Below are 22,623 nucleotides of genomic sequence, written 5' to 3' on the forward strand. Positions count from 1 at the left end.
GGCCAGCCTAAGAGAAGTGCAATAATCGGTACTGGCAGTGACAGCAAAATCGGGTTGGCAGACAACTCGATCAGCGCACCGTGACCTCGCAGCCTCGTCTCGCGACGCACCGGAGCCGCTCAACCAGACGTGAAAGGCAGGGTCGTGGGTCAAAACGGCAGTGTCGATGGCGAGGGCGCCGTGACGGATGCCGCCCCTCGGCAGAAGCTCGAAAAGGTCGTCATCCGTTTCGCAGGCGACTCCGGCGACGGCATGCAGCTGACCGGCGACCGCTTCACCTCCGAGGCCGCACTGTTCGGCAACGACCTTGCGACGCAACCGAATTACCCCGCCGAGATCCGGGCGCCCCAGGGCACCCTGCCCGGCGTCTCGTCGTTCCAGATCCAGATCGCCGACTACGACATCCTCACCGCGGGCGACCGCCCCGACGTCCTCGTCGCGATGAACCCCGCCGCGCTGAAGGCCAACGTCTCAGACCTGCCCCGCGGCGGCCTGATCATCGCCAACTCCGACGAGTTCACCAAGCGCAACCTCGCCAAGGTGGGCTACGACGCCAATCCGCTGGAGTCCGACGAACTCTCCGACTATGTCGTGCAGGCCGTCGCGATGACCACGCTGACGCTCGGCGCGGTCGAGTCGATCGGGGCCAGCAAGAAGGACGGCCAGCGCGCGAAGAACATGTTCGCCCTCGGCCTGCTGTCGTGGATGTACGGCCGCGAACTCGAACACAGCGAGGCGTTCATCCGCGAGAAGTTCGCGCGCAAGCCCGATGTCGCCGAAGCAAACGTGCTGGCACTCAAGGCCGGCTGGAACTACGGCGAGACCACCGAGGCGTTCGGCACCACGTACGAAGTGGCGCCGGCGAAGCTCAAGAGCGGCGAGTACCGCCAGATCTCGGGTAACACCGCGCTCGCCTATGGCATCGTGGCCGCCGGTCAACTGTCCGACCTGCAGGTCGTGCTCGGCACCTACCCGATCACCCCGGCGTCGGACATCCTCCACGAACTGTCCAAGCACAAGAACTTCAACGTGCTGACGTTCCAGGCGGAGGACGAGATCGCGGGAATCGGCGCCGCGATCGGCGCCTCCTACGGCGGCGCCATCGGCGTCACAAGCACATCGGGCCCGGGCATCTCGCTGAAGTCGGAAGCCATCGGCCTTGCCGTGATGACGGAGTTGCCGCTGATCGTCATCGACGTTCAGCGCGGCGGCCCGTCGACCGGTCTGCCCACCAAGACCGAGCAGGCCGACCTGCTGCAGGCGATGTTCGGTCGCAATGGTGAGTCGCCGGTGGCCGTGCTGGCTCCGCGCTCTCCGTCGGACTGCTTCGACGTGGCGGTGGAGGCGGTGCGGATCGCGATCAACTACCACACGCCGGTGATGATCCTGTCCGACGGCGCGATCGCCAACGGTTCGGAGCCGTGGCGCATCCCCGACGTCACCGACACCTCCGCGTACCCGCCCATCGAGCACACCTTCGCCAAGGAAGGTGAACCGTTCCAGCCGTATGCGCGTGACCCCGAGACACTGGCCCGGCAGTTCGCCGTGCCCGGCACCCCCGGGCTCGCGCACCGCATCGGTGGACTCGAGTCGGCCAACGGCTCGGGCAACATCTCCTACGAGCCCAAGAACCACGACCTGATGGTGCGGCTGCGGCAGGAGAAGATCGCAGGCATCAGCGTCGAGGATCTCGAGGTCGACGATCCCAGCGGTGACGCGGACCTGCTGATGCTGGGCTGGGGCAGCAGCTACGGCCCGATCGGTGAGGCCTGCCGCCGCGCCCGGCGCAAGGGCATCAAGGTCGCCCACGCCCAACTACGTCACCTCAACCCCTTCCCGGCCAACCTCGGCGAGGTGCTCGCCCGCTACGCCACCGTCGTCCTGCCGGAGATGAACCTCGGGCAGCTGGCTCTGCTGCTGCGTGGGCGCTTCCTCGTCGACGTGCAGTCGGTGACGAAGGTGGAAGGGATGGCGTTCCTGGCCGATGAGGTCGAGGGCATCATCGACGCCGCGCTGGACGGGACGCTCGGCGAGAAGGAAAACGAGAAGGCGAAGTTCGCGCGGCTGGCTGCGGCCACCGTCGAGACCGGAGTGAACGCATGACCGACGTGATAGGCAGCGACCTCGGGCTGACGCCGCTGACCAAGACCAGCCTGGTGCCGGCCACCGACGAGCCGCAGAAGGCCAAGGACTTCACCAGCGATCAGGAAGTGCGCTGGTGCCCGGGGTGCGGTGACTACGTCATCCTCAACACGATCCGCAACTTCCTGCCCGAGCTGGGCCTGCGGCGGGAGAACATCGCGTTCGTCAGCGGCATCGGCTGCTCCAGCCGGTTCCCGTACTACCTGGAGACCTACGGCTTCCACTCCATCCACGGCCGCGCCCCGACCATCGCCACCGGTCTGGCGCTGGCCCGTCAGGACCTGTCGGTCTGGGTGGTCACCGGTGACGGCGACGCCCTGTCGATCGGCGGCAACCATCTGATCCATGCGCTGCGCCGCAACGTCAACCTGACGATCCTGTTGTTCAACAACCGCATCTACGGCCTGACCAAGGGCCAGTACTCGCCGACCTCCGAGGTCGGCAAGGTCACCAAGTCGACGCCGATGGGCTCGCTCGACTACCCCTTCAACCCGGTGTCGCTGGCATTGGGCGCCGAGGCGACCTTCGTCGGGCGCGCGCTCGATTCCGACCGCAAGGGCCTGTCGGAGGTGCTGCGCGGCGCCGCCGAGCACCGCGGCGCCGCACTGGTCGAGATCATGCAGGACTGCCCGATTTTCAACGACGGCTCGTTCGACGCGCTGCGCAAGGAAGGCGCCGAGGAGCGTCTGATCAACCTGCGCCACGGCGAGCCCATCACGTTCGGCGCCGACGCCGAGTACTGCGTGGTCAAGTCGGGTTACGGACTGGAGGTCGCCAAGACCGCCGACGTGCCGGCCGACCAGATCGTCGTGCACGACGCGCACCTGCAGGACCCCGCGTACGCGTTCGCGCTCTCGCGGCTTTCCGAGCAGAACCTCGACCACATGGTCATGGGCATCTTCCGCCAGGTGAGCAAGCCGACGTACGACGACGCAGCGCGTCAGCAGATCACGGAGGCGCGCGAAGCCCGGCCGCACGACACCGCGGCGCTGCAGGCGCTGCTGCGCGGCAAGGACACCTGGTCGGTCGACTGACCGGTCTTCGGCTCGAAGGGCGGCCCGCTGGGCTAACGTCACGCCTGTGACGTCTTCGCTGCCGCTGGCCGCTGTCATCCTCGCCGGTGGCGCCTCCCGGCGCATGGGCCGGGACAAGGCCACCCTGCCGTTCGACGGCCCGGACGGGCCGACCACGCTGGTCGAACGCGTGGTTTCGATTGTGCGGAGCCGCTGCGAACCGGTGTTCGTCATCGCGGCGCCGGGGCAGGCGCTGCCTGAATTGCGGGCCACGGTGCTCCGTGACGAGGCGCGCGGCGTCGGACCGCTGCTGGCCACCGGACGCGGACTTCGCGCGGCTGCCGACGCGGGTTTCGCGCATGCGTTCGTGTGCGCCGTCGACATGCCCGAGCTCACCACCGACGTCATCGACATCCTTGCCGGGCCGGCGCAGCGGCTCGGAAACGACATCGTGTTGCCCTGGGATGGCCGGGACCACTATCTGGCGGGCATCTACCGCACCGCGCTGTATCCCGTCGTCGACCAGCTGGTCGCCGCGGGCGCGCGCAGCATGCGCGCGCTCGTCGACGCAGTGGACACGCAGCGGATCGTCATGCCTGAGCAGGTTGCGCTGACGAACGTCAACACCGAGGCGGATCTGGCGTCCATCGTCCCGCCGCGATTGCACTAGCAAATTCGCAGAATATGCACGCCGAATAACTACCCGAACTCTGTGAATTCCCGGCACTGAAATTTCTACACCGTTCGGTGATCGAAAAGGTCGTGAATTGTCTCCTCGAACATCGGGCGACGTCGGACCGCTCGGGCCGCCGTAGGAGCGGAAACGCATTGCGCCGCAATGCCGCTGATGTCCATGGGTGCCGAAAGACCGATCGAATAACGCCTTTTCATCCGTCCCGCAACCGTGTTTCTGCCGCCGCTCGTGCATCTGAAGGATGGACGAACGTCGTCCAACAGCTCCGCGGGCAGCCGATCCCTGCCGCATGTCGTCGTAATGTTTTCTCCCGCAGGGGAATCGAAGTCCCCCAGCCGCAACGATAACAGTCATAGATCTCCACAACCGTTCACTCGCAGCAGATTTCGCTTGTCTCGCAGGGGGAATGGGCAAGGAGTCTCAGCGAAGTCGCGAGACCTCAGGAGGCCCGTGGCGGCCGATGCGCGACCGGAAAGGGACTTTCAACGCGTCGAACTCGGCGGAGGGGCGGTTCGGCACGTGGCCCAGCTCACAAAATGATCGTGATTTGGCTCACGGACCAGTGCGGGCCGACCGTCCCACGCGGCGCCCGAAAACCCGCGAATGACCTGCGTCAACACCTGACCGTGCGCGTCGTGATCCTTCCGTGATCTGCCCGCGACCGCGGCGACATCAAGATGACTTTGCTTAGCCAGGTTTGTACGGTCCCAAACAGCTTCTAACGGAGCAAATAACTCAAAACCACGAACCAGCGTGTGTGTGGGCCACGAGAGGCGCGTCAGCCTCCACCGGCCACCGGGTCGATCCCGGTGAGGTCATCTGCGACCTCCCCAGTCGCACCCGACCGAGACGGTGCGACCCGACAATCCCGCCTGCCTGCAGGCAGCACGGCCGTGTCTTCCGCACGGCCATGTCTCGGCCGCGCTAGGCGAAAGGAATGAAGTTGAAGAACATCCGCAAGACGTTTGGGCTGGCCACCATCGCCGGGGCGCTCGCTGTGGCGCCGATGGCGCTAGCGACCGGCACCGCGAGTGCGGACAGCGTCAACTGGGATGCCGTCGCGGCGTGCGAGTCGGGCGGCAACTGGGCGATCAACACCGGCAACGGCTACTACGGCGGCCTGCAGTTCACGCAGAGCACCTGGAGCGCCAACGGAGGCTCGGGCTCGCCGCACAACGCCAGCCGCGCGGAGCAGATCCGCGTGGCCGAGAACGTGCTGCAGTCGCAGGGCATCGGTGCCTGGCCGGTGTGCGGTCGCCGCGGCTGACCACTCCATACGTGCTTTCGAGGCGGTGCCGGCATCATGCCGGCACCGCCTCAGCGTTCTCAGAGGCCTCTTACACCAGATAAGTAACGACTAAAACTTTCATCTCTTCCGTAACAGGTGATGTTCGTCACCCGACAGACCTGACAGCCGCAGCGTGAGACAGCGTCACCGTCACATGCGGGCCTTGGGTCACAACGGTCGGGGAAGGACCGCAGAGATGAACGTTCGCAACATGGTCAGCAAGGGCCTGATGGCCGCCGGGATCGCCGGAGCGCTCGCCGTCGTGCCGATGGCGATGGACGGCTCCACCGCGACCGCCCACGCCGACTCGGTGAACTGGGACGCCATCGCCCAGTGCGAGTCGGGCGGCAACTGGTCCATCAACACCGGTAACGGCGCCTACGGCGGCCTGCAGTTCAAGCAGGCCACCTGGTCGGCCAACGGCGGCACCGGCAGCCCTGCGACCGCCTCGCGCGCCGAGCAGATCCGCGTCGCCGAGAATGTCCTGCAGACTCAGGGTCTCAAGGCCTGGCCCACGTGCGGTGCCGCGGGCATGAGCGCCGCGCGGGTGTGGGGCAGCCCGACGCCGGCTGCGACCGTTCCTGCCGCCGTTCCGGCCACCGCGAAGGGATGCGCGAACCTGCCGACCAAGGCATTCGGTGGCTTCGTCGACCTGCGCAAGATGTGCACCACGATCTTCACCCCCCGCGCCGCGCGCTGAGCCTGGCTCAGCTGTCGGGCAGCACGAACGCCGACCTGGCCGCGATCGACGCCAGATGCCGGGTCACCACCCGCTCCGGGATGAGCGCGCTGGCCCGGCTGGCCGCGCCGCTGAGCGCGGCCGGGCGCAGGTTGACGATCCGTCCGATCGTCGCCGACTCCAGCACCAGGGCGCGGACGCGCCGCCGGCGGAACGCGGCGAAGCGGGTGAAGGCGGTCGCCGCATCGGGCGCCAGGGTGAGGCATCGCGCCACGATCGCGGCGTCCTCGATGCCCTGGCAGCCGCCCTGGCCGAGGTGCGGACGCATCGGATGGGCGGCGTCGCCGACGATCACCGCCGGTCCGCGGGACCACTGCTCGGGCTGCGCCCGGTCGTAGAGATCGTTGCGGATCAGGTCTTCCGGTGCCGTCGTGGCGATCAGCCGCGGGATCGGGTCCGCCCAGTCCGCGAACTTGCCTGCGAGGTAGCGGTGCTCCCCACCGGCAGCGCGGCCGCCCTCCGGGGCCCGCTCTGTCGCGAACCAGTAGGTGTGGTCGGGTCCGAGGGGCACGTGGCCCACCTCCACCCCCGCGCCGAACGTCTCGCCGGCCAGTTCGGGATCGAGCCGGTGCTCGGCAACCCCGCGCCACGCGGTGTAGCCGACGTAGCGGCTCCGCAGGGGACCGTTGAGAGTGGACGCCACCAGGGAGTTGACGCCGTCGGCCCCGATCACCGCATCGGCCTCCCGCACCTCGCCGTCCGAGAGCACGATCTGCACCGACGACCGATCGATGGTGACCGCTGTCGCCGTCGACCCCGTCTGGACAGCGGCAGGCGGGAGCGCGTCGCGCAGGATGTCGGTCAACACCGAGCGACGCACGACCACCAGCGGTTCGCCGAGCGCGGTGACGATGCGCTGCGCTGACGGCCGTCGCAGCCACCTGCCGTCGCGCCAGCGGATCGCACCTGCGGTCACCCTGCCGCCCGCCTCCCGCACGGCGTCGCCCAGGCCGATCTCGTCGAGGGCGGCCAGCGCGTTGGGCCAGATGCTGATGCCCATGCCCGAGGTCAGATCGGTGCGCTGCTCGAGAACGGTCACGTCGTGGCCGGCGGCGCGCAGCGCCACGGCGGCCGCCAGTCCGGCGATCCCGGCGCCGACGACGATGATCCGCGCTGGCATGGGCTGACCATAACGGTTGGCTGTGTTACGAAGTGGGCATGGCCCCCGACCCGTCGCCCGACACGTCGTTCGGAGATCTCGACAGCTTCCTGACGCTGCCGCGGGTGTCGGGACTCGCCGTTGCGCCCGACGGGTCGCGGGTGGTCACCACCGTCTCCGAACTCAACGAGAAGCGCACCGAATTCGTCACCGCGCTGTGGGAACTCGATCCTGCGGGCCACGCGCCGGCGCGCCGGATCACCCACGGCGCCAAGGGGGAATCCTCGCCGGCGTTCACCGCGGACGGTGATCTGCTGTTCGTCGCGTCCCGGTCCGGCGCAGACGACGACCCGCCGCCGTCGCTGTGGCTGCTGCCCGCCGCCGGGGGAGAAGCCGTCGAGGTCGCCGCCTTCCCCGGCGGCGTCGACGGTGTCGCGCCGGCCCGCGCAGGCGCGGGCACCGTGGTCGCGTCGTCGCTGCTGCCGTCGGCCGGCGGAATCGACGAGGACCGGCGGCTGCGCGACATCCGCAAGCAGGGCAAGATCTCGGCGGTGCTGCACACGGGATACCCGGTGCGCCACTGGGACCACGACATCGGTCCCGCTCAGACGCACCTCTTCGCGGTGGACGGACCCCGCGATCTCACACCCGATCCCGGCGGGGCGCTGCGTGACGCACACCTCGACGTGAGCCCCGACGGAACCTTCGTGGTGACGACGTGGCAGGTTCCGGCACCGGGGGCGGCGGTGCGTTCCACCCTCGTTCGGGTCGACGTCGCGACGGGGCAGCGGAGGACGATCGTCGACGACGCCGGCGCCGACCTCGGGTCCCCGGCGATCTCGCCGGACGGGACAGCGGTGGCTTTCACCCGGGAGACCTTCTCCACCCCGACTCAGGCCCCGCGAATCACCCTGTGGCTGGCACGGTTCGGCGAATCGCCGGTCGAGCTGACCGGTGAATGGGACCGCTGGCCGACCTCGGTGACCTGGACGCTCGACGGTGCGTCACTGATCGTGACGGCCGACCAGAACGGTCGCGGACCGGTCTTCGTCGTCGACCCGGCGTCGCAGCAGGTGCGCGCGCTCGTCGACGACGACTTCACCTATTCCGACGTGCGCCCCGGCGCCGACGGAAACCTGTTCGCGCTCCGCAGCTCCTACCGCACCCCGCCGCATCCGGTGCGGATCGACCCCGACGGCGCGGTGGCCGTGCTGCCCTGCGTGCCGCTGCCCGACGTGCCGGGCACGCTGACCGAACTGACGGCCGTCGCCGAAGACGGGTTGCCGGTGCGGTCATGGCTGGCGCTGCCCCGCGGGGAGGACCCCGCGCCACTGCTGCTGTGGATCCACGGTGGCCCGCTGGCGAGCTGGAACGCCTGGCACTGGCGCTGGAATCCGTGGCTGATGGTCGCGCACGGGTACGCGGTTCTGTTGCCCGACCCTGCGCTGTCCACCGGCTACGGCCAGAGTTTCATCCAACGTGGCTGGGGTGCTTGGGGATTCGCGCCCTACACCGATCTGATGGCGGCGACCGACGCGGCGTGTGCGCACCCGCGCATCGACGAGACCCGCACCGCGGCGATGGGCGGCTCGTTCGGCGGCTACATGGCCAACTGGATCGCCGGGCACACCCACCGATTCGCTGCGATCGTCACCCACGCCGGCCTGTGGGCGCTCGACCAGTTCGGAGCCACCACCGACGGCGGCTACTGGTGGGCCAGGGAGATGACCCCGGAGATGACGGCGGCCAACTCGCCGCACCGCTTCGTCGCCGACATCGGGACCCCGATGCTGGTCATCCACGGCGACAAGGACTATCGCGTGCCGATCGGCGAGGCGCTGCGGCTGTGGTACGAACTGCTCAGCGCCTCGGCCCTGCCGGCCGCCGCGGACGGGAGCACCGATCACCGCTTCCTCTACTTCCCGTCGGAGAACCACTGGGTGCTCAGCCCGTCGCACGCCAAGATCTGGTACCAGGTGGTGACGGCGTTCCTGGCCCGGCACGTGCTCGGGCGGGACACCGACCTGCCGGAGACGCTCGGGTAGCGTCGGATCGCATGAGCGATCGCGAATACGACATCGTCCTCTACGGCGCAACCGGGTTCGTCGGCGCGCTGACCGCCCGGTACCTCGCCACCGCGGCCGGGGATGCACGCATCGCCCTGGCAGGCCGGTCCACGGAGCGACTGCTCGCGGTCCGGGAGACGCTTCCGCCCGCCGCGCAGTCGTGGGCGCTGATCACCGCGGACGCGTCAGAGCCCTCGACGCTGGCGGCCATGGCAGCCAGCACGCGGGTGGTCATCACCACCGTCGGGCCCTACCTGCGCTATGGGCTTCCCCTCGTCGCGGCCTGCGCCGCCGCCGGCACCGACTACGCCGACCTGACCGGCGAGCCGCTGTTCGTCCGTAAGGCCATCGACCTCTACCACAAGCAGGCCGCCGACACCGGGGCCCGCATCGTGCACGCCTGCGGGTTCGACTCCATCCCGTCGGACATGACGGTGTTCGCGCTGTACCGGCAGGCCGAACGGGACGGCGCCGGCGCGCTGGGCGACACCGACTACGTCGTGCGGCGCTTCGCCGGCGGGATGTCGGGCGGCACGATCGCCTCGATGACCGAGCTGGCGCGGGAGGCGGCCACCGATCCCGAGGCGCGCCGGCTGCTCAACGATCCCTACACGCTGTCCCCGGACCGCGGTGCCGAACCGGAACTCGGCGGCCAGTCCGACGCGCGGTGGCGCCGCGGGCGCGACATCGCCCCGGAACTCGACGGCTACTGGGTGGGCGCGTTCGCCATGGCGATCCCGAACTCGCGCATCGTCCGGCGCAGCAACGCGCTGCTGGACTACGCCTACGGCCGGCGGTTCTGCTACGCCGAGCAGATGAGCCTGGGCAAGTCGGTGCTCGCGCCGGTGGCCGCGGCGATGGCCACCGGCGGCAACGTGGCCGCAGTCGAGCTCGGCGGCCGGTTCCTCAACCGGGTGCCCCGCGGGGCGCTGGAGCGGATCCTGCCCAAGCCGGGCACCGGTCCCAGCGAGCAGACCCGCGAGAACGGCCACTACACCGTGGAGACCTACACCACGACGACGACCGGGGCCCGCTACGTAGCCCGGATGTCGCAGAAGGGCGACCCCGGATACAAGGCCACGTCGGTGCTGCTGGGTGAGAGCGGCCTGGCCCTGGCCCTCGATCGCGATGCGCTGCCCGACCTGCACGGCGTGCTGACACCCGCGGCCGCGATGGGCGACGCGCTGCTGGCCCGCTTCCCGGCCGCAGGAGTGTCGCTCGACGTCACCAAACTGGCCTGACCGAACGCCGCTCGAACGGCGCAGGCCGGGTCTACCCTGACGCTCATGAGCGGCCTCGATGACCTGTACAGCCAGATCCCCGTCCAGCAGATCGCCGGCAGACTGGGTGTCGACGAGAGCGAGGTCGACAGCGCCGTCAAGACGCTGGTGCCCGTCCTCGTCGGCGGTCTGCAGCACAACGCCGAGGACCCCGGCGCCGCGGACAGCATCGCCTCGGCGGCCAGCTCGCATGCCCGCAGTGGACTGCTGGACGGCGGAGTCAGCGTCGATCAGGTCGACGAAGCGGACGGATCCCGGGCGATCACGAAGATCTTCGGCGGCAACGACACCGGGCAGGTGGCCTCCGCGCTGTCCGGCGGCGGGGCCGGCAACAGCGACCTGATCCAGAAACTACTGCCGATCCTGGCGCCGATCGTGCTCGCCTACATCGGGAAGCGACTCACCGGCGGTCAGGCCCAGCAGGTACCCGGGCAGTCCGGCGGGGGCGGTATCGGCGATGTCCTTGGCAGCATTCTCGGCGGGGGCGCGGCACCCGGCGGGAACAACCCGCTCGGCAGCATCCTGGGCTCTGTGCTGGGCGGCGACAAGGCCGGCGGGCTGGGTGACATCCTCGGCGGGCTTCTGGGCGGGAAGAAGTAGCTCGCAGCGTCTTCCTAGAATGGCGCGGTGACCTCCCAGCCGCTCGCCCGCACCGGACCCTCCGGTCTCGACGCCCTGCCCAAGTCGTGGGACCCCGGGGCGGTCGAGAGCGATCTCTACGAAGGCTGGGTGAAGGCCGGCTACTTCACCGCGGACCCGTCCAGCTCCAAGCCCGCGTACTCGATCGTGCTGCCCCCGCCCAACGTCACCGGCAGCCTGCACATGGGCCACGCCCTTGACCACACGCTGATGGACGCGCTGACCCGCCGCAAGCGGATGCAGGGCTACGAGGTGCTGTGGCTGCCCGGCATGGACCACGCGGGCATCGCCACCCAGACGGTGGTGGAAAAGCAGCTCGCGGTCGACGGCAAGACCAAAGAGGACTTCGGCCGCGAACTGTTCGTCGAGAAGGTGTGGGACTGGAAGCGCGAGTCCGGCGGCACCATCGGCGGCCAGATGCGCCGCCTCGGTGACGGCGTCGACTGGAGCCGCGACCGGTTCACCATGGACGAGGGCCTGTCGCGCGCGGTGCGCACGATCTTCAAGCGGCTGTTCGACGCCGGGCTGATCTATCAGGCCGAGCGTCTGGTCAACTGGTCGCCGGTGCTCGAGACCGCGATCTCCGACCTGGAGGTCAAATACGAAGACATCGAAGGCGAAATGGTCTCGTTCCGGTACGGGTCGATGTCCGACGACGAGCCGCACCTGGTGGTGGCCACCACGCGCCTGGAGACGATGCTGGGCGACACCGCGATCGCCGTGCACCCCGACGACGACCGGTACCGCGACCTCGTCGGCACGACGCTGCCCCACCCGTTCCTGGACCGGCAGATCGTTGTTGTCGCCGACCACCACGTCGACCCCGAATTCGGCACCGGCGCAGTCAAAGTCACCCCGGCCCACGACCCGAACGACTTCGAGATCGGCCTGCGCCACCAGCTGCTGATGCCGTCGATGCTCGACACCAAGGGCCGGATCGCCGACACGGGAACCCGATTCGACGGCATGGACCGCTTCGAAGCCCGTGTCGCGGTGCGCGAGGCACTGGCCGAGCAGGGCCGCATCGTCGCCGAGAAGCGCCCCTACCTGCACAGCGTCGGACACTCCGAGCGCAGTGGCGAACCGATCGAGCCGCGGCTGAGCCTGCAGTGGTGGGTGAAGGTGGAGTCGCTGGCCAAGGCTGCAGGTGACGCGGTCCGCAACGGAGACACCGTGATCCACCCGGCCAGCCTCGAGCCGCGGTGGTTCGCCTGGGTCGACAACATGCACGACTGGTGCATCTCCCGGCAGCTGTGGTGGGGCCACCGCATTCCGATCTGGCACGGTCCCGACGGCCAGACCGTCTGTGTCGGGCCCGACGAGACCCCGCCGGAGGGCTGGGAACAGGACAGCGACGTGCTCGACACGTGGTTCAGCTCGGCGCTGTGGCCGTTCTCGACGATGGGCTGGCCCGATCACACCCCCGAGCTGGGGAAGTTCTATCCGACCACCGTGCTGGTGACCGGCTACGACATCCTGTTCTTCTGGGTGGCCCGGATGATGATGTTCGGTACGTTCGTCGCCGACGATGCCGCGATCACCGGCAACGGAGCGCGCGGCCCGCAGGTGCCGTTTCAGAATGTGTTCCTGCACGGGCTGATCCGCGACGAGTTCGGCCGCAAGATGAGCAAGTCGCGGGGCAACGGCATCGATCCGCTGGACTGGGTGGAGACGTTCGGCGCCGACGCGCTGCGGTTCACCCTCGCCCGCGGCGCCAGCCCGGGCGGCGACCTCGCCATCGGCGAGGACCACGCCCGAGCCTCGCGCAACTTCGCCACCAAACTCTTCAACGCCACGCGGTTCGCACTGCTCAACGGCGCCAGCCCGGCACCGCTGCCGCCGGCGCAGGCGCTGACCGACGCCGACCGCTGGATCCTGGGCCGACTGGAAGAAGTTCGCGCGGACGTAGACGATGCGCTCGACGGCTACGAATTCAACCGCGCCTGCGAGGCCCTCTACCACTTCGCCTGGGACGAGTTCTGCGACTGGTATGTCGAACTCGCCAAAGTGCAACTCGGCGAAGGTGTTTCGCATACCACCGCCGTGCTCGCCGCGGTGCTCGACACGTTGCTCAAGTTGCTGCACCCGGTGATGCCGTTCGTCACCGAGGTGCTGTGGAAGACGCTCACCGGCGGGGAGTCGCTGGTGATCGCCGAATGGCCCACGGCCAGCGGAATTCCCGTCGACACCGCCGCGGCACAACGGATCGCCGACATGCAGAAGCTGATCACCGAGGTGCGACGGTTCCGCAGCGACCAGGGGCTGGCCGACCGCCAGAAGGTGCCTGCCCGGCTGTCGGGCATCGACACCGCGAACCTGGACGCCCACGTGCCCGCGGTGACCGCGCTGGCGTGGCTGACCCCGCCGGCCGACGGTTTCGCGGCCTCCGCGTCGGTGGAGGTCCGCCTTTCCGGCGGCACCGTGCTGGTCGAGGTCGACACGTCGGGCACCGTCGACGTCGAGGCCGAGCGGCGCCGACTGGAGAAGGATCTGGCCGCCGCGCAGAAGGAGTTGTCGGGCACCTCGGCCAAGCTGGGGAACGACGCCTTCCTGGCCAAGGCCCCCGCCGACGTGGTCGACAAGATCCGTGCGCGGCGTCAGCTCGCCTCCGAGGAAGTGGAGCGGATCACGGCACGGCTGGCTGCCCTGACGTGAGTTCCCCCGAACCCGCGCCCGACGAGATCGCAGCGCTTCTGCAGGTCGAGCACCTGCTCGACCAGCGCTGGCCGGAGACCAAGATCGAGCCGAGCACGGCCCGCATCGCAGCGCTGCTGGAACTGCTGGGCTCACCGCAGCGTGGGTACCCGTCGATCCACATCGCCGGGACCAACGGCAAGACCTCGGTGGCGCGCATGGTCGACGCGCTGCTGACCGCGCTGCACCGGCGCACCGGCCGCACCACCAGCCCGCACCTGCAGTCCGCGGTCGAGCGCATCTCGATCGACGGCAGGCCGATCAGCCCGGCCACGTACGTGGACACCTACCGGGAGGTCGAACCCTTCGTCGAGCTGGTCGACCGGCAGTCGGAGGCCGGCGGAGGCCCGCGCTGCAGCAAGTTCGAGGTCGTCACCGCGATGGCGTTCGCCGCGTTCGCCGACGCCCCGATCGACGTCGCCGTCGTCGAGGTCGGCCTGGGCGGGCGCTGGGACGCGACGAACGTGGTGAACGCACCCGTCGCCGTGATCACCCCGATCGGCATGGACCACACCGACTACCTCGGCGACACGATCGCCGAGATCGCCGGCGAGAAAGCCGGGATCATCACCAGGCAGGACGACGACCTGGTGCCCACCGACACCGTCGCGGTGATCGCCCGCCAGGTGCCCGAGGCCATGGAGGTGTTGCTCGCGGCCGCGATGCGCGCCGACGCCGCGGTCGCCCGCGAGGACTCCGAGTTCACGGTGCTGAGCCGCCAGGTCGCGATCGGCGGTCAGATGCTCGAGCTGCAGGGCCTCGGCGGGGTGTACTCCGACATCTTCCTTCCGCTGCACGGCGAACATCAGGCCCACAACGCCGTACTGGCGCTGGCCGCCGTGGAGGCGTTCTTCGGCGCCGGGGCGCAGCGGCAACTCGACGTCGACGCGGTCCGGGCCGGCTTCGCGGCGGTCACCTCGCCCGGCAGGCTGGAGCGGATGCGCAACGCGCCCACGGTGTTCATCGACGCCGCGCACAACCCTGCAGGCGCCGCGGCGCTCGCGTCCGCGTTGACCGACGAGTTCGACTTCCGGTTCCTGGTCGGCGTCGTCTCGGTGATGGCCGACAAGGACACCGACGGCATCCTGGCCGCGCTGGAGCCGGTCTTCGACCAGATCGTGGTGACCACCAACGGTTCGCCGCGGGCCCTGGAGGTCGAGGCGCTGACGGTCAAGGCCGAGGAGATCTTCGGTCCCGAGCGCGTCGTCACCGCGGCCACGCTGCCCGACGCCATCGAGACCGCGACCGCACTGGTCGAGGAGTCGGGCGGTGACGTCGACGGCGCCGGCGGCATGAGCGGTGCCGGCATCGTGATCACCGGCTCGGTCGTCACCGCCGGGGTCGCGCGGACGCTGTTCGGCAAGGACCCGGCATGAGCGGGCCGACCGCGCCACCCGATCCGTGGAAGAGCTTCCGGGGCGTCATGGCCGGCACGCTGATCCTCGAAGCCATCGTCGTGCTGCTCGCGCTCCCGGTCATCGACGCGGTCGGCGGGGGCCTGACGGGGGCGTCGACCGCCTATGTGATCGGGGTGGCGGTGCTGCTGATTCTGATGGCCGGCGTGCAGCGCCGGCCCTGGGCGATCTGGGCGAACGTGAGCGTGCAGCTGCTGCTGGTCGCGGGCTGGGCCGTCTACCCGGGCGTCGGGTTCATCGGTCTGCTGTTCCTGGTCGTGTGGCTGCTGATCGCCTACCTGCGCGCCGAGGTGCTCCGCCGGCAGAAGCGCGGCCTGCTCCCCGGCCAGCAGCCCGATCCCGAGTAGTCGCCCGCTCGGCCGAGTCGACCTGTCGGGCTCCTCAACGCGGCTCGTCCCTCGCCGCTTGATCGTCGCCCGACCAAGTAGGCTGTCGGCCGTGTCTGAGCGAACCCTCGTCCTGATCAAGCCCGACGGCGTGCAGCGCCGCCTCGTCGGAGAGATCATCAGCCGGATCGAAGCCAAGGGGCTGACCGTCGCCGCGCTGGAACTCAAGAATGTCGACGACGCGCTGGCGCGCGCCCACTACGCCGAGCACGACGGCAAACCCTTCTTCGGGTCTCTGCTCGAATTCATCACCTCCGGCCCGGTGGTCGCGGCCATCCTCGAGGGCCCGCGGGCGGTGGCGGCGTTCCGTCAGCTGGCCGGCGGCACCGATCCTGTGGAGAAAGCCGTGCCCGGCACGATCCGGGGCGACCTGGGCCTGGAGACGCAGTACAACCTGGTGCACGGGTCCGACTCGACCGAGTCGGCAGCGCGCGAGATCGAGCTCTGGTTCCCCGGCCGCTGAGCGACGCGCAGACCCGCTGACGCCGCGTTTCGGGTCCACCCGCAGTGATGTGGGATACTGGGGCCGGGTGACCGGCCTGACAACCCGGGTTGGTCATCCGGATGAAGACTTCGACGAGTGCGACCATCGTTCACCTACGGTGCGGCGCCGACCGTCCAGCCATCATTCAGACCGGCACCGAGACCGATCCTCCGGGATCACTCGGAGCGAGACCAACAACAGTTCGGGAGTGACTGGCCCGGGCGCAATAGTCAAAAGCCCTCGCGTGGCCGCGTCAGCAACGACGCGCCCGGGGGCTTGAGGAGAATACGTGGCCGACAATGAGAATCTGCACGATCCCGCCCACGCTCTCCCGGAAGAGGCGCAGCAGACCGCTGACTCGACCGGTGAGACGGCGGCCGCACCGCCCGAACGGCTGAGGGTTCACTCCCTGGCCCGGGTGCTCGGCACCACCAGCAGGCGCATCATCGACGCGCTGGTCGAGCTCGACGGCCGCACACGCAGCGCGCACTCCACCATCGGCCGCGAAGAGGCCGACCGGGTACGCGAGGTGCTGGCCGAGCCGGAGCCCGAGGCGGCCTCGCTCGAGCCCGAGGCCGTCGCCCCCGAACCCGGGGTCGCCGCTGCCGCACCCGAGCCCGAGGGCGCGCCGGAGGAGGAGCCGGAGTCGCGGCTGATCCTGGAGACGCCCGCCGCTGCGGAGGCCGAGCCGGCCGACTATCTGCCACTGTTCGTCGCGCCGCAGCCGGTGCGACCCGACCGCGTCGCCGACGCCGACGATGACAGCGACGACGACACCGACGACGACGAGGACGACACCGAGGCGGACTCCGACGAGGAGCAGTCCGAGCGCCCGTCAGCCAAGCGCCGACGGCGCGGACGCCGTGGCCGTGGCCGAGGCCGAGGCGAGCAGAACGGTGAGGACGCGAACGCCGACGACGAGGACCAGTCCGCCGAGGCGGGCGAGACCTCCGACAACGGTGACGAGTCCGACGACGACAACGCCGAGGACGACGGCAACGGCGGCGATGGCGGCAGCCGACGGCGACGCCGGCGGCGGCGCCGCAAGTCCGGTTCGGGTGACGACGGCGACGCCTCGCCCGACGATCCGCCCAACACCGTCGTGCACGAACGCGAGCCCCGGCAGGCGGGCAAGGGCAACAAGGGCTCCAGCGACTCCGAGATCCAGGGCATCAGCGGCTCGACCCGGCTCGAAGCCAAGCGGCAGCGCCGCCGGGACGGTCGCGACGCCGGCCGCCGCCGCCCACCGATCCTCAGTGAGGCCGAGTTCCTCGCCCGGCGCGAAGCCGTCGAACGCACGATGGTGATTCGCGACAAGGTCCGTACTGAACCGCCGCACGAAGGCGCCCGGTACACGCAGATCGCGGTGCTCGAGGACGGCGTCGTCGTCGAACACTTCGTAACGTCGGCAGCCTCGGCTTCGCTGGTGGGCAACATCTACCTCGGCATCGTGCAGAACGTGCTGCCCTCGATGGAGGCGGCGTTCGTCGACATCGGCCGCGGCCGCAACGGTGTGCTCTACGCCGGTGAGGTGAACTGGGAGGCCGCCGGCCTCGGCGGCGCCCAGCGCAAGATCGAGCAGGCCCTCAAGCCCGGCGACTACGTCGTCGTGCAGGTCAGCAAGGACCCGGTCGGCCACAAGGGCGCCCGCCTGACCACCCAGGTGTCGCTGGCGGGCCGCTACCTGGTGTACGTGCCCGGCGCGTCGTCGACGGGGATCAGCCGCAAGTTGCCCGACACCGAGCGGCAGCGTCTCAAGGAGATCCTGCGCGAGGTCGTCCCCGCCGATGCGGGCGTGATCATCCGCACCGCGTCCGAGGGCGTCAAGGAAGACGACATCCGCAGTGACGTCGAGCGCCTGCAGGGGCGGTGGAACGAGATCGAGGCCAAGGCCGCCGAGGTCACCGCGAAGAAGGCCGGCGCCGCGGTAGCCCTCTACGAAGAGCCCGATGTGCTGGTCAAGGTGATCCGCGACCTGTTCAACGAAGACTTCTCCGGTCTCATCGTGTCGGGTGACGACGCGTGGACGACCATCCACGACTACGTCACCGCGGTGGCGCCCGAACTGCTGCCGCGGATGACGAAGTACGAGCCCGCCGGCTCGGACGGGCCCGACGTGTTCGCCGTGCACCGCATCGACGAGCAACTGGCCAAGGCGATGGATCGCAAGGTGTGGCTGCCCTCGGGCGGCACCCTGGTGATCGACCGCACGGAGGCCATGACCGTCGTCGACGTCAACACCGGCAAGTTCACCGGTTCGGGCGGCAACCTGGAACAGACGGTCACCCGCAACAACCTGGAGGCCGCTGAAGAGATCGTGCGCCAACTGCGGCTGCGCGACATCGGCGGCATCGTGGTGATCGACTTCATCGACATGGTCCTCGAGTCCAACCGCGATCTGGTGCTGCGCCGGCTCACCGAGGCGCTCGCCCGGGACCGCACGCGTCACCAGGTCTCCGAGGTGACGTCGCTGGGTCTGGTGCAGCTGACCCGCAAGAAGCTGGGCACCGGCCTCATCGAGGCGTTCTCGACGTCGTGCACGCACTGCGCGGGCCGCGGCATCGTGCTGCACGGTGACCCCGTCGACTCCGCCTCCGGCAACGGGCGCAAGTCCGAGCCGGGCGGCGGCGGTGGCAATGGTGGTGGCGGCGGCCGGCGCGGTAAGCGCGGCAAGCGCGGCGCCCGCGAGCCGGAGGTGCAGGTGGCCAAGGTGCCGGCGCATCTGCCCGGGGAACACCCGATGTTCAAGGCGATGGCCGCCGCCAACGGCAAGCACGAGGACGACGGCGACGAGCACGATGACGAGTCGACCGACGTGGTCGACGAGGCCGCCGAGCTGGAGCCCGGCACCGTCCGTCGGGCGGTCACCGACGCCGAGGACGAGGACCTCGACGACGACTTCGACGACTCCGACGACGACGAGTCGGATGATGACGATGACTCCGAGGACGACTCCGACGAGATCGATCTCGACTCCGACGACGAGGACGATGACATCGACGACGACATCGAGGTGCTCGACGACTCCGATGACACGGACGATGACTCGGACGACGACGAGGACGACGATGACTCGGACGACGACGAGGACGACGATGACTCGGACGACGACGAGGACGACGAGGACGATGACGATGAGGAGGAACCTGCGCCCGTCGCCGCCGCTCCGGTCCGCCAGCGCCGGCGTGCCGCGGCACGACCCGCCGGTCCACCCAGCCAGGACTGAGCGGTTTGACCCTCTCCCCGCTGGTCACGTACCCTTGACCAGTTGTCTCCAGGGCCAGCCCACCGGCTGGCCCGGGGCAGGGACTGCAGATCCCGCACCCAGACCCGCACGCACACCCTCGGGTGATGCGCGCCCGCACGCGAAGTAGAGGATGACCAACGATGGCAGCGCAAACAGCCACGTACGCGATCGTCAAGACCGGTGGCAAGCAGTACAAGGTCGCCGCCGGTGACATCGTCAAGGTGGAGAAGCTCGACGTCGAGCCCGGCGGCACCGTGTCGCTGCCCGTCGCACTGGTCGTCGACGGCGCCACCGTGACCACCGACGCCAAGGCGCTGGAGAAGGTCGCGGTCACCGGCGAGGTCCTCGAGCACACCAAGGGTCCGAAGATCCGCATCCACAAGTTCAAGAACAAGACCGGCTATCACAAGCGCCAGGGGCACCGTCAGCAGCTGACGGTCCTCAAGGTCACCGGCATCAAGTAGCGACGGGAGCGACAGACATGGCACACAAGAAGGGCGCTTCCAGCTCACGCAACGGGCGCGACTCCGCAGCCCAGCGGCTCGGCGTGAAGCGATTCGGCGGTCAGATCGTCAAGGCCGGCGAGATCCTGGTCCGTCAGCGTGGCACCCACTTCCACCCGGGTGTCAACGTCGGCCGCGGCGGCGACGACACGCTGTTCGCGACCGCCCCAGGCGCTGTCGAATTCGGCACCAAGCGCGGCCGCAAGTTCGTCAACATCGTGCGCGTCGCCCGCACTGACGCCTGACTTCTTTCTCCATCGTCGAGATCGACGTTCCGGCGCCGTGCACCCGCACAACCGCGCCCATACGTCGGTTTCGGCTGAGAGAGGAGGACTCCGATGACCCGGTTCATCGACCGCGTCGTCATCCACGCCCGCGCGGGTAACGGCGGGAATGGCTGCGCCTCGGTGCACCGCGAGAAGTTCAAGCCTCTCGGCGGTCCCGACGGCGGCAACGGCGGGCGCGGCGGCAGCATCGTCTTCGTCGTCGACCCGCAGGTACACACGCTCCTCGACTTTCACTTCCATCCCCATGTGGTGGCGCCCTCGGGCAAGCAGGGCGCGGGCAGCAACCGCGACGGCGCCGCGGGCGCCGACCTCGAGGTCAAGGTTCCCGACGGCACCGTCGTCCTCGACGAACAGGGCCGTATGCTCGCCGATCTCGTCGGTGCAGGCACCCGCTTCGAAGCCGCCGCCGGCGGACGCGGCGGGCTCGGCAACGCCGCGCTGGCCTCACGGGCGCGCAAGGCCCCGGGTTTCGCGCTGCTCGGCGAGAAGGGCGAGGTCCGCGACCTCACGCTCGAACTGAAGACCGTCGCCGACGTCGGCCTGGTCGGCTTCCCCTCGGCAGGCAAGTCGTCGTTGGTGTCGGCGATCTCGGCGGCCAAGCCGAAGATCGCGGACTACCCGTTCACCACGCTTGCGCCCAATCTCGGCGTGGTCTCGGCGGGCGATCACACGTTCACCGTCGCCGATGTCCCCGGTCTGATCCCGGGCGCCTCCGAAGGGCGCGGCCTCGGTCTGGACTTCTTGCGCCACATCGAACGCTGCGCGGTGCTGGTGCACGTGGTCGACTGCGCCACCCTGGAACCCGGGCGCGACCCGGTCTCTGACATCGAGGCGCTGGAGGCCGAGATCGCGGCCTACACCCCGACCCTGCAGGGTGACACCACGCTCGTGGACCTCGCCGAGCGGCCACGTGCGGTGGTGCTCAACAAGATCGACGTGCCCGACGCCCGGGAGCTGGCCGAGTTCGTCCGCGACGAGATCGATCGCCGGTTCGGCTGGCCGGTCTTCGAGGTCTCGACGGTCACGCGAGAAGGACTGCGGCCGTTGACTTTCGCTCTGTGGGACATGGTGGCGGCCTACCGTGCCGCTCAACCGGAGGTGGTGCCGCGCCGCCCGGTGATCCGGCCGATCGCCGTCGACGAGACCGCGTTCTCCGTCGAACCCGACGGCGAGGGCGGCTTCGTCGTGCGGGGCACCCGCCCTCAGCGCTGGGTGGCGCAGACGAACTTCGACAACGACGAAGCGGTCGGATATCTCGGTGACCGGCTGGCCCGGCTCGGCGTCGAGGACGAACTGCTCAAGCTCGGCGCGAAGCCCGGGTGCGCGGTCACGATCGGCGACATGACGTTCGACTGGGAGCCGCAGACCCCGGCCGGGGTCGACGTGCACCTGTCCGGCCGCGGCACCGACATCCGCCTCGAGCAGAACGAGCGGGTGTCGGCCGACGAGCGCAAGGCGGCACGGAAAGCCCGCCGGGAGAGCCCGGACGACGATCGATGAGCCGGCACCGGGACGCGATCCGTACCGCGCGGTCCGTCGTCGTCAAGATCGGCACCACCGCCTTGACCACCCCGAGTGGCGAATTCGACCGGAGCCGTCTGGAACACCTCGCCGACGCGATCGAAGCGCGGATGAAGTCGGGTTCGGATGTGGTGATCGTGTCCTCCGGGGCGATCGCCGCGGGCATCGAGCCGCTGCGGTTGACCCGGCGGCCCACCGATCTGGCGACCAAGCAGGCCGCGGCCAGCGTGGGCCAGGTCGCGCTGGTGAATTCCTGGAGTGCGGCGTTCGGACGCTATCAGCGCGCGGTGGGGCAGGTGCTGCTGACCGCGCATGACATCTCGATGAGGGTGCAGCACACCAACGCCCAGCGCACGCTTGACCGGTTGCGGGCGCTGCACGCGGTGGCGATCGTCAACGAGAACGACACGGTGGCCACCAACGAGATCCGCTTCGGCGACAACGACCGGCTGTCGGCGCTGGTGGCACACCTCGTCGGCGCCGATGCGCTGATCCTGCTCTCCGACGTCGACGGGCTCTACGACAGTGATCCGCGAAAAGGTGATGCGCACTTCATCTCCGAGGTTGCCGGACCCGCGGATCTGGACGGGGTGACAGCGGGCCGCGGGAGTCACCTGGGGACCGGCGGCATGGTCTCGAAGCTGTCCTCGGCGCTGCTGGCGGCCGACGCGGGCGTACCGGTGTTGCTGGCCGCGGCCTCCGACGCGGCCGCCGCCCTGGACGGCGCCTCGGTGGGCACCGTGTTCGCGCCGCGTTCCGAGCGGATGTCGGCACGCCGGTTCTGGGTGCGCTACGCCGCCGAAGCGGCCGGCGCCTTGACCCTCGACGAGGGTGCGATCAATGCCGTTGTGCGCCAACGTCGCTCACTGCTGCCCGCCGGCATCACGGCGGTGTCCGGCCGATTCTACGGCGGCGATGTCGTCGAGCTGCGGGCCCACGATTCGACCATGGTCGCCCGCGGCGTGGTGGCCTACGACGCGGCGGAACTGGCGACGATGCTGGGCCGTTCGACCTCGGACCTGCCCGCCGAGATGCGGCGTCCCGCTGTGCACGCCGACGACCTCGTCGCGGTCTAGGAGTCTGCTGAATTAATCCCGCGTGCCGGGGTGGGTTGTACTGGGGTTTT

Annotated in this window: 18 protein-coding genes; 17 read left to right on the forward strand and 1 reads right to left on the reverse strand. The window is 69.5% G+C overall.

Annotated features, from left to right (window positions below):
- Nucleotides 1-144 precede the first annotated feature (144 nt).
- The 5 genes from G6N45_RS14060 (at nt 145) to G6N45_RS14080 (ending at nt 5,837) form a co-directional block, all read left to right on the forward strand.
- Complete coding sequence (locus G6N45_RS14060; RefSeq protein ID WP_179965179.1) at nt 145-2,103, forward strand: 2-oxoacid:acceptor oxidoreductase subunit alpha; 1,959 nt, start codon at nt 145-147, stop codon at nt 2,101-2,103.
- On the forward strand, nt 2,100-3,176 hold the full coding sequence (locus G6N45_RS14065) for a 2-oxoacid:ferredoxin oxidoreductase subunit beta (protein WP_163722865.1): 1,077 nt from the start codon (nt 2,100-2,102) through the stop codon (nt 3,174-3,176). Before G6N45_RS14060 ends, G6N45_RS14065 begins: the two co-directional genes overlap by 4 nt.
- Nucleotides 3,177-3,222: 46 nt before the next feature.
- Nucleotides 3,223-3,825 (forward strand): molybdenum cofactor guanylyltransferase, encoded by a 603-nt coding sequence (mobA, locus tag G6N45_RS14070; RefSeq protein ID WP_163722866.1) that lies wholly within the window; start codon nt 3,223-3,225, stop codon nt 3,823-3,825.
- 967 nt (nt 3,826-4,792) lie between these two features.
- Nucleotides 4,793-5,116 carry a transglycosylase family protein gene (locus tag G6N45_RS14075; protein WP_057149005.1) on the forward strand — a complete coding sequence of 108 codons (324 nt, stop codon included), beginning with the start codon at nt 4,793-4,795 and terminating at the stop codon, nt 5,114-5,116.
- A 217-nt stretch (nt 5,117-5,333) separates the two neighbouring features.
- Nucleotides 5,334-5,837 (forward strand): transglycosylase family protein, encoded by a 504-nt coding sequence (locus G6N45_RS14080; protein WP_057148833.1) that lies wholly within the window; start codon nt 5,334-5,336, stop codon nt 5,835-5,837.
- A 7-nt stretch (nt 5,838-5,844) separates the two neighbouring features.
- Here G6N45_RS14080 and G6N45_RS14085 read toward each other — a convergent pair whose 3' ends face one another.
- Entirely contained in the window at nt 5,845-6,996 is a 1,152-nt protein-coding gene (locus G6N45_RS14085) for an FAD-dependent oxidoreductase (RefSeq protein ID WP_163722867.1), read from the reverse strand.
- A gap of 38 nt (nt 6,997-7,034) precedes the next feature.
- Here G6N45_RS14085 and G6N45_RS14090 point away from each other — a divergent pair, with 38 nt between their 5' ends.
- From G6N45_RS14090 to proB, 12 genes are all read left to right on the forward strand, one after another.
- The gene (locus G6N45_RS14090) at nt 7,035-9,020 is read left to right on the forward strand and encodes a S9 family peptidase (RefSeq protein WP_163722868.1); all 1,986 of its coding nucleotides are present in this window, start codon (nt 7,035-7,037) and stop codon (nt 9,018-9,020) included.
- 11 nt (nt 9,021-9,031) lie between these two features.
- The gene (locus G6N45_RS14095; protein ID WP_163722869.1) at nt 9,032-10,282 is read left to right on the forward strand and encodes a saccharopine dehydrogenase family protein; all 1,251 of its coding nucleotides are present in this window, start codon (nt 9,032-9,034) and stop codon (nt 10,280-10,282) included.
- A gap of 45 nt (nt 10,283-10,327) precedes the next feature.
- A complete protein-coding gene (locus G6N45_RS14100) occupies nt 10,328-10,921 on the forward strand; it encodes a DUF937 domain-containing protein (protein ID WP_163722870.1) in 594 nt (197 codons plus the stop codon).
- A gap of 27 nt (nt 10,922-10,948) precedes the next feature.
- Nucleotides 10,949-13,615 carry a valine--tRNA ligase gene (locus G6N45_RS14105; RefSeq protein WP_163722871.1) on the forward strand — a complete coding sequence of 889 codons (2,667 nt, stop codon included), beginning with the start codon at nt 10,949-10,951 and terminating at the stop codon, nt 13,613-13,615.
- Nucleotides 13,612-15,030 (forward strand): bifunctional tetrahydrofolate synthase/dihydrofolate synthase, encoded by a 1,419-nt coding sequence (gene folC / locus G6N45_RS14110; protein ID WP_163722872.1) that lies wholly within the window; start codon nt 13,612-13,614, stop codon nt 15,028-15,030. The genes G6N45_RS14105 and folC overlap by 4 nt, the downstream gene beginning before the upstream one ends.
- On the forward strand, nt 15,027-15,416 hold the full coding sequence (locus G6N45_RS14115) for a DUF4233 domain-containing protein (protein ID WP_163722873.1): 390 nt from the start codon (nt 15,027-15,029) through the stop codon (nt 15,414-15,416). Before folC ends, G6N45_RS14115 begins: the two co-directional genes overlap by 4 nt.
- Nucleotides 15,417-15,507: 91 nt before the next feature.
- Nucleotides 15,508-15,918, forward strand: coding sequence for a nucleoside-diphosphate kinase (gene ndk, locus G6N45_RS14120; RefSeq protein WP_057148841.1), 411 nt, complete (start codon nt 15,508-15,510; stop codon nt 15,916-15,918).
- Between the two features lie 310 nt (nt 15,919-16,228).
- On the forward strand, nt 16,229-19,165 hold the full coding sequence (locus G6N45_RS14125; RefSeq protein WP_163722874.1) for a ribonuclease E: 2,937 nt from the start codon (nt 16,229-16,231) through the stop codon (nt 19,163-19,165).
- Between the two features lie 161 nt (nt 19,166-19,326).
- Nucleotides 19,327-19,650 (forward strand): 50S ribosomal protein L21, encoded by a 324-nt coding sequence (rplU, locus tag G6N45_RS14130; protein ID WP_043410733.1) that lies wholly within the window; start codon nt 19,327-19,329, stop codon nt 19,648-19,650.
- Nucleotides 19,651-19,667: 17 nt separating this feature from the next.
- Nucleotides 19,668-19,934 (forward strand): 50S ribosomal protein L27, encoded by a 267-nt coding sequence (rpmA, locus tag G6N45_RS14135; protein ID WP_163722875.1) that lies wholly within the window; start codon nt 19,668-19,670, stop codon nt 19,932-19,934.
- Between the two features lie 93 nt (nt 19,935-20,027).
- A complete protein-coding gene (gene obgE / locus G6N45_RS14140) occupies nt 20,028-21,476 on the forward strand; it encodes a GTPase ObgE (protein ID WP_163722876.1) in 1,449 nt (482 codons plus the stop codon).
- A complete protein-coding gene (gene proB / locus G6N45_RS14145) occupies nt 21,473-22,573 on the forward strand; it encodes a glutamate 5-kinase (protein WP_163722877.1) in 1,101 nt (366 codons plus the stop codon). Before obgE ends, proB begins: the two co-directional genes overlap by 4 nt.
- Nucleotides 22,574-22,623: the final 50 nt, after the last annotated feature.

The sequence above is a fragment of the Mycolicibacterium psychrotolerans genome (genome assembly GCF_010729305.1).
Classification (GTDB): domain Bacteria; phylum Actinomycetota; class Actinomycetes; order Mycobacteriales; family Mycobacteriaceae; genus Mycobacterium; species Mycobacterium psychrotolerans.

Coding starts and splice junctions, on each gene's coding strand:
- rpmA (WP_163722875.1), top strand. CDS start 19,668: ATGGCACACAAGAAGGGCGCTTCCAGCTCACGCAACGGGCGCGACTCC.
- G6N45_RS14065 (WP_163722865.1), top strand. CDS start 2,100: ATGACCGACGTGATAGGCAGCGACCTCGGGCTGACGCCGCTGACCAAG.
- G6N45_RS14115 (WP_163722873.1), top strand. CDS start 15,027: ATGAGCGGGCCGACCGCGCCACCCGATCCGTGGAAGAGCTTCCGGGGC.
- G6N45_RS14090 (WP_163722868.1), top strand. CDS start 7,035: ATGGCCCCCGACCCGTCGCCCGACACGTCGTTCGGAGATCTCGACAGC.
- G6N45_RS14080 (WP_057148833.1), top strand. CDS start 5,334: ATGAACGTTCGCAACATGGTCAGCAAGGGCCTGATGGCCGCCGGGATC.
- proB (WP_163722877.1), top strand. CDS start 21,473: ATGAGCCGGCACCGGGACGCGATCCGTACCGCGCGGTCCGTCGTCGTC.
- rplU (WP_043410733.1), top strand. CDS start 19,327: ATGGCAGCGCAAACAGCCACGTACGCGATCGTCAAGACCGGTGGCAAG.
- G6N45_RS14085 (WP_163722867.1), bottom strand. CDS start 6,996: ATGCCAGCGCGGATCATCGTCGTCGGCGCCGGGATCGCCGGACTGGCG.
- obgE (WP_163722876.1), top strand. CDS start 20,028: ATGACCCGGTTCATCGACCGCGTCGTCATCCACGCCCGCGCGGGTAAC.
- G6N45_RS14100 (WP_163722870.1), top strand. CDS start 10,328: ATGAGCGGCCTCGATGACCTGTACAGCCAGATCCCCGTCCAGCAGATC.
- G6N45_RS14095 (WP_163722869.1), top strand. CDS start 9,032: ATGAGCGATCGCGAATACGACATCGTCCTCTACGGCGCAACCGGGTTC.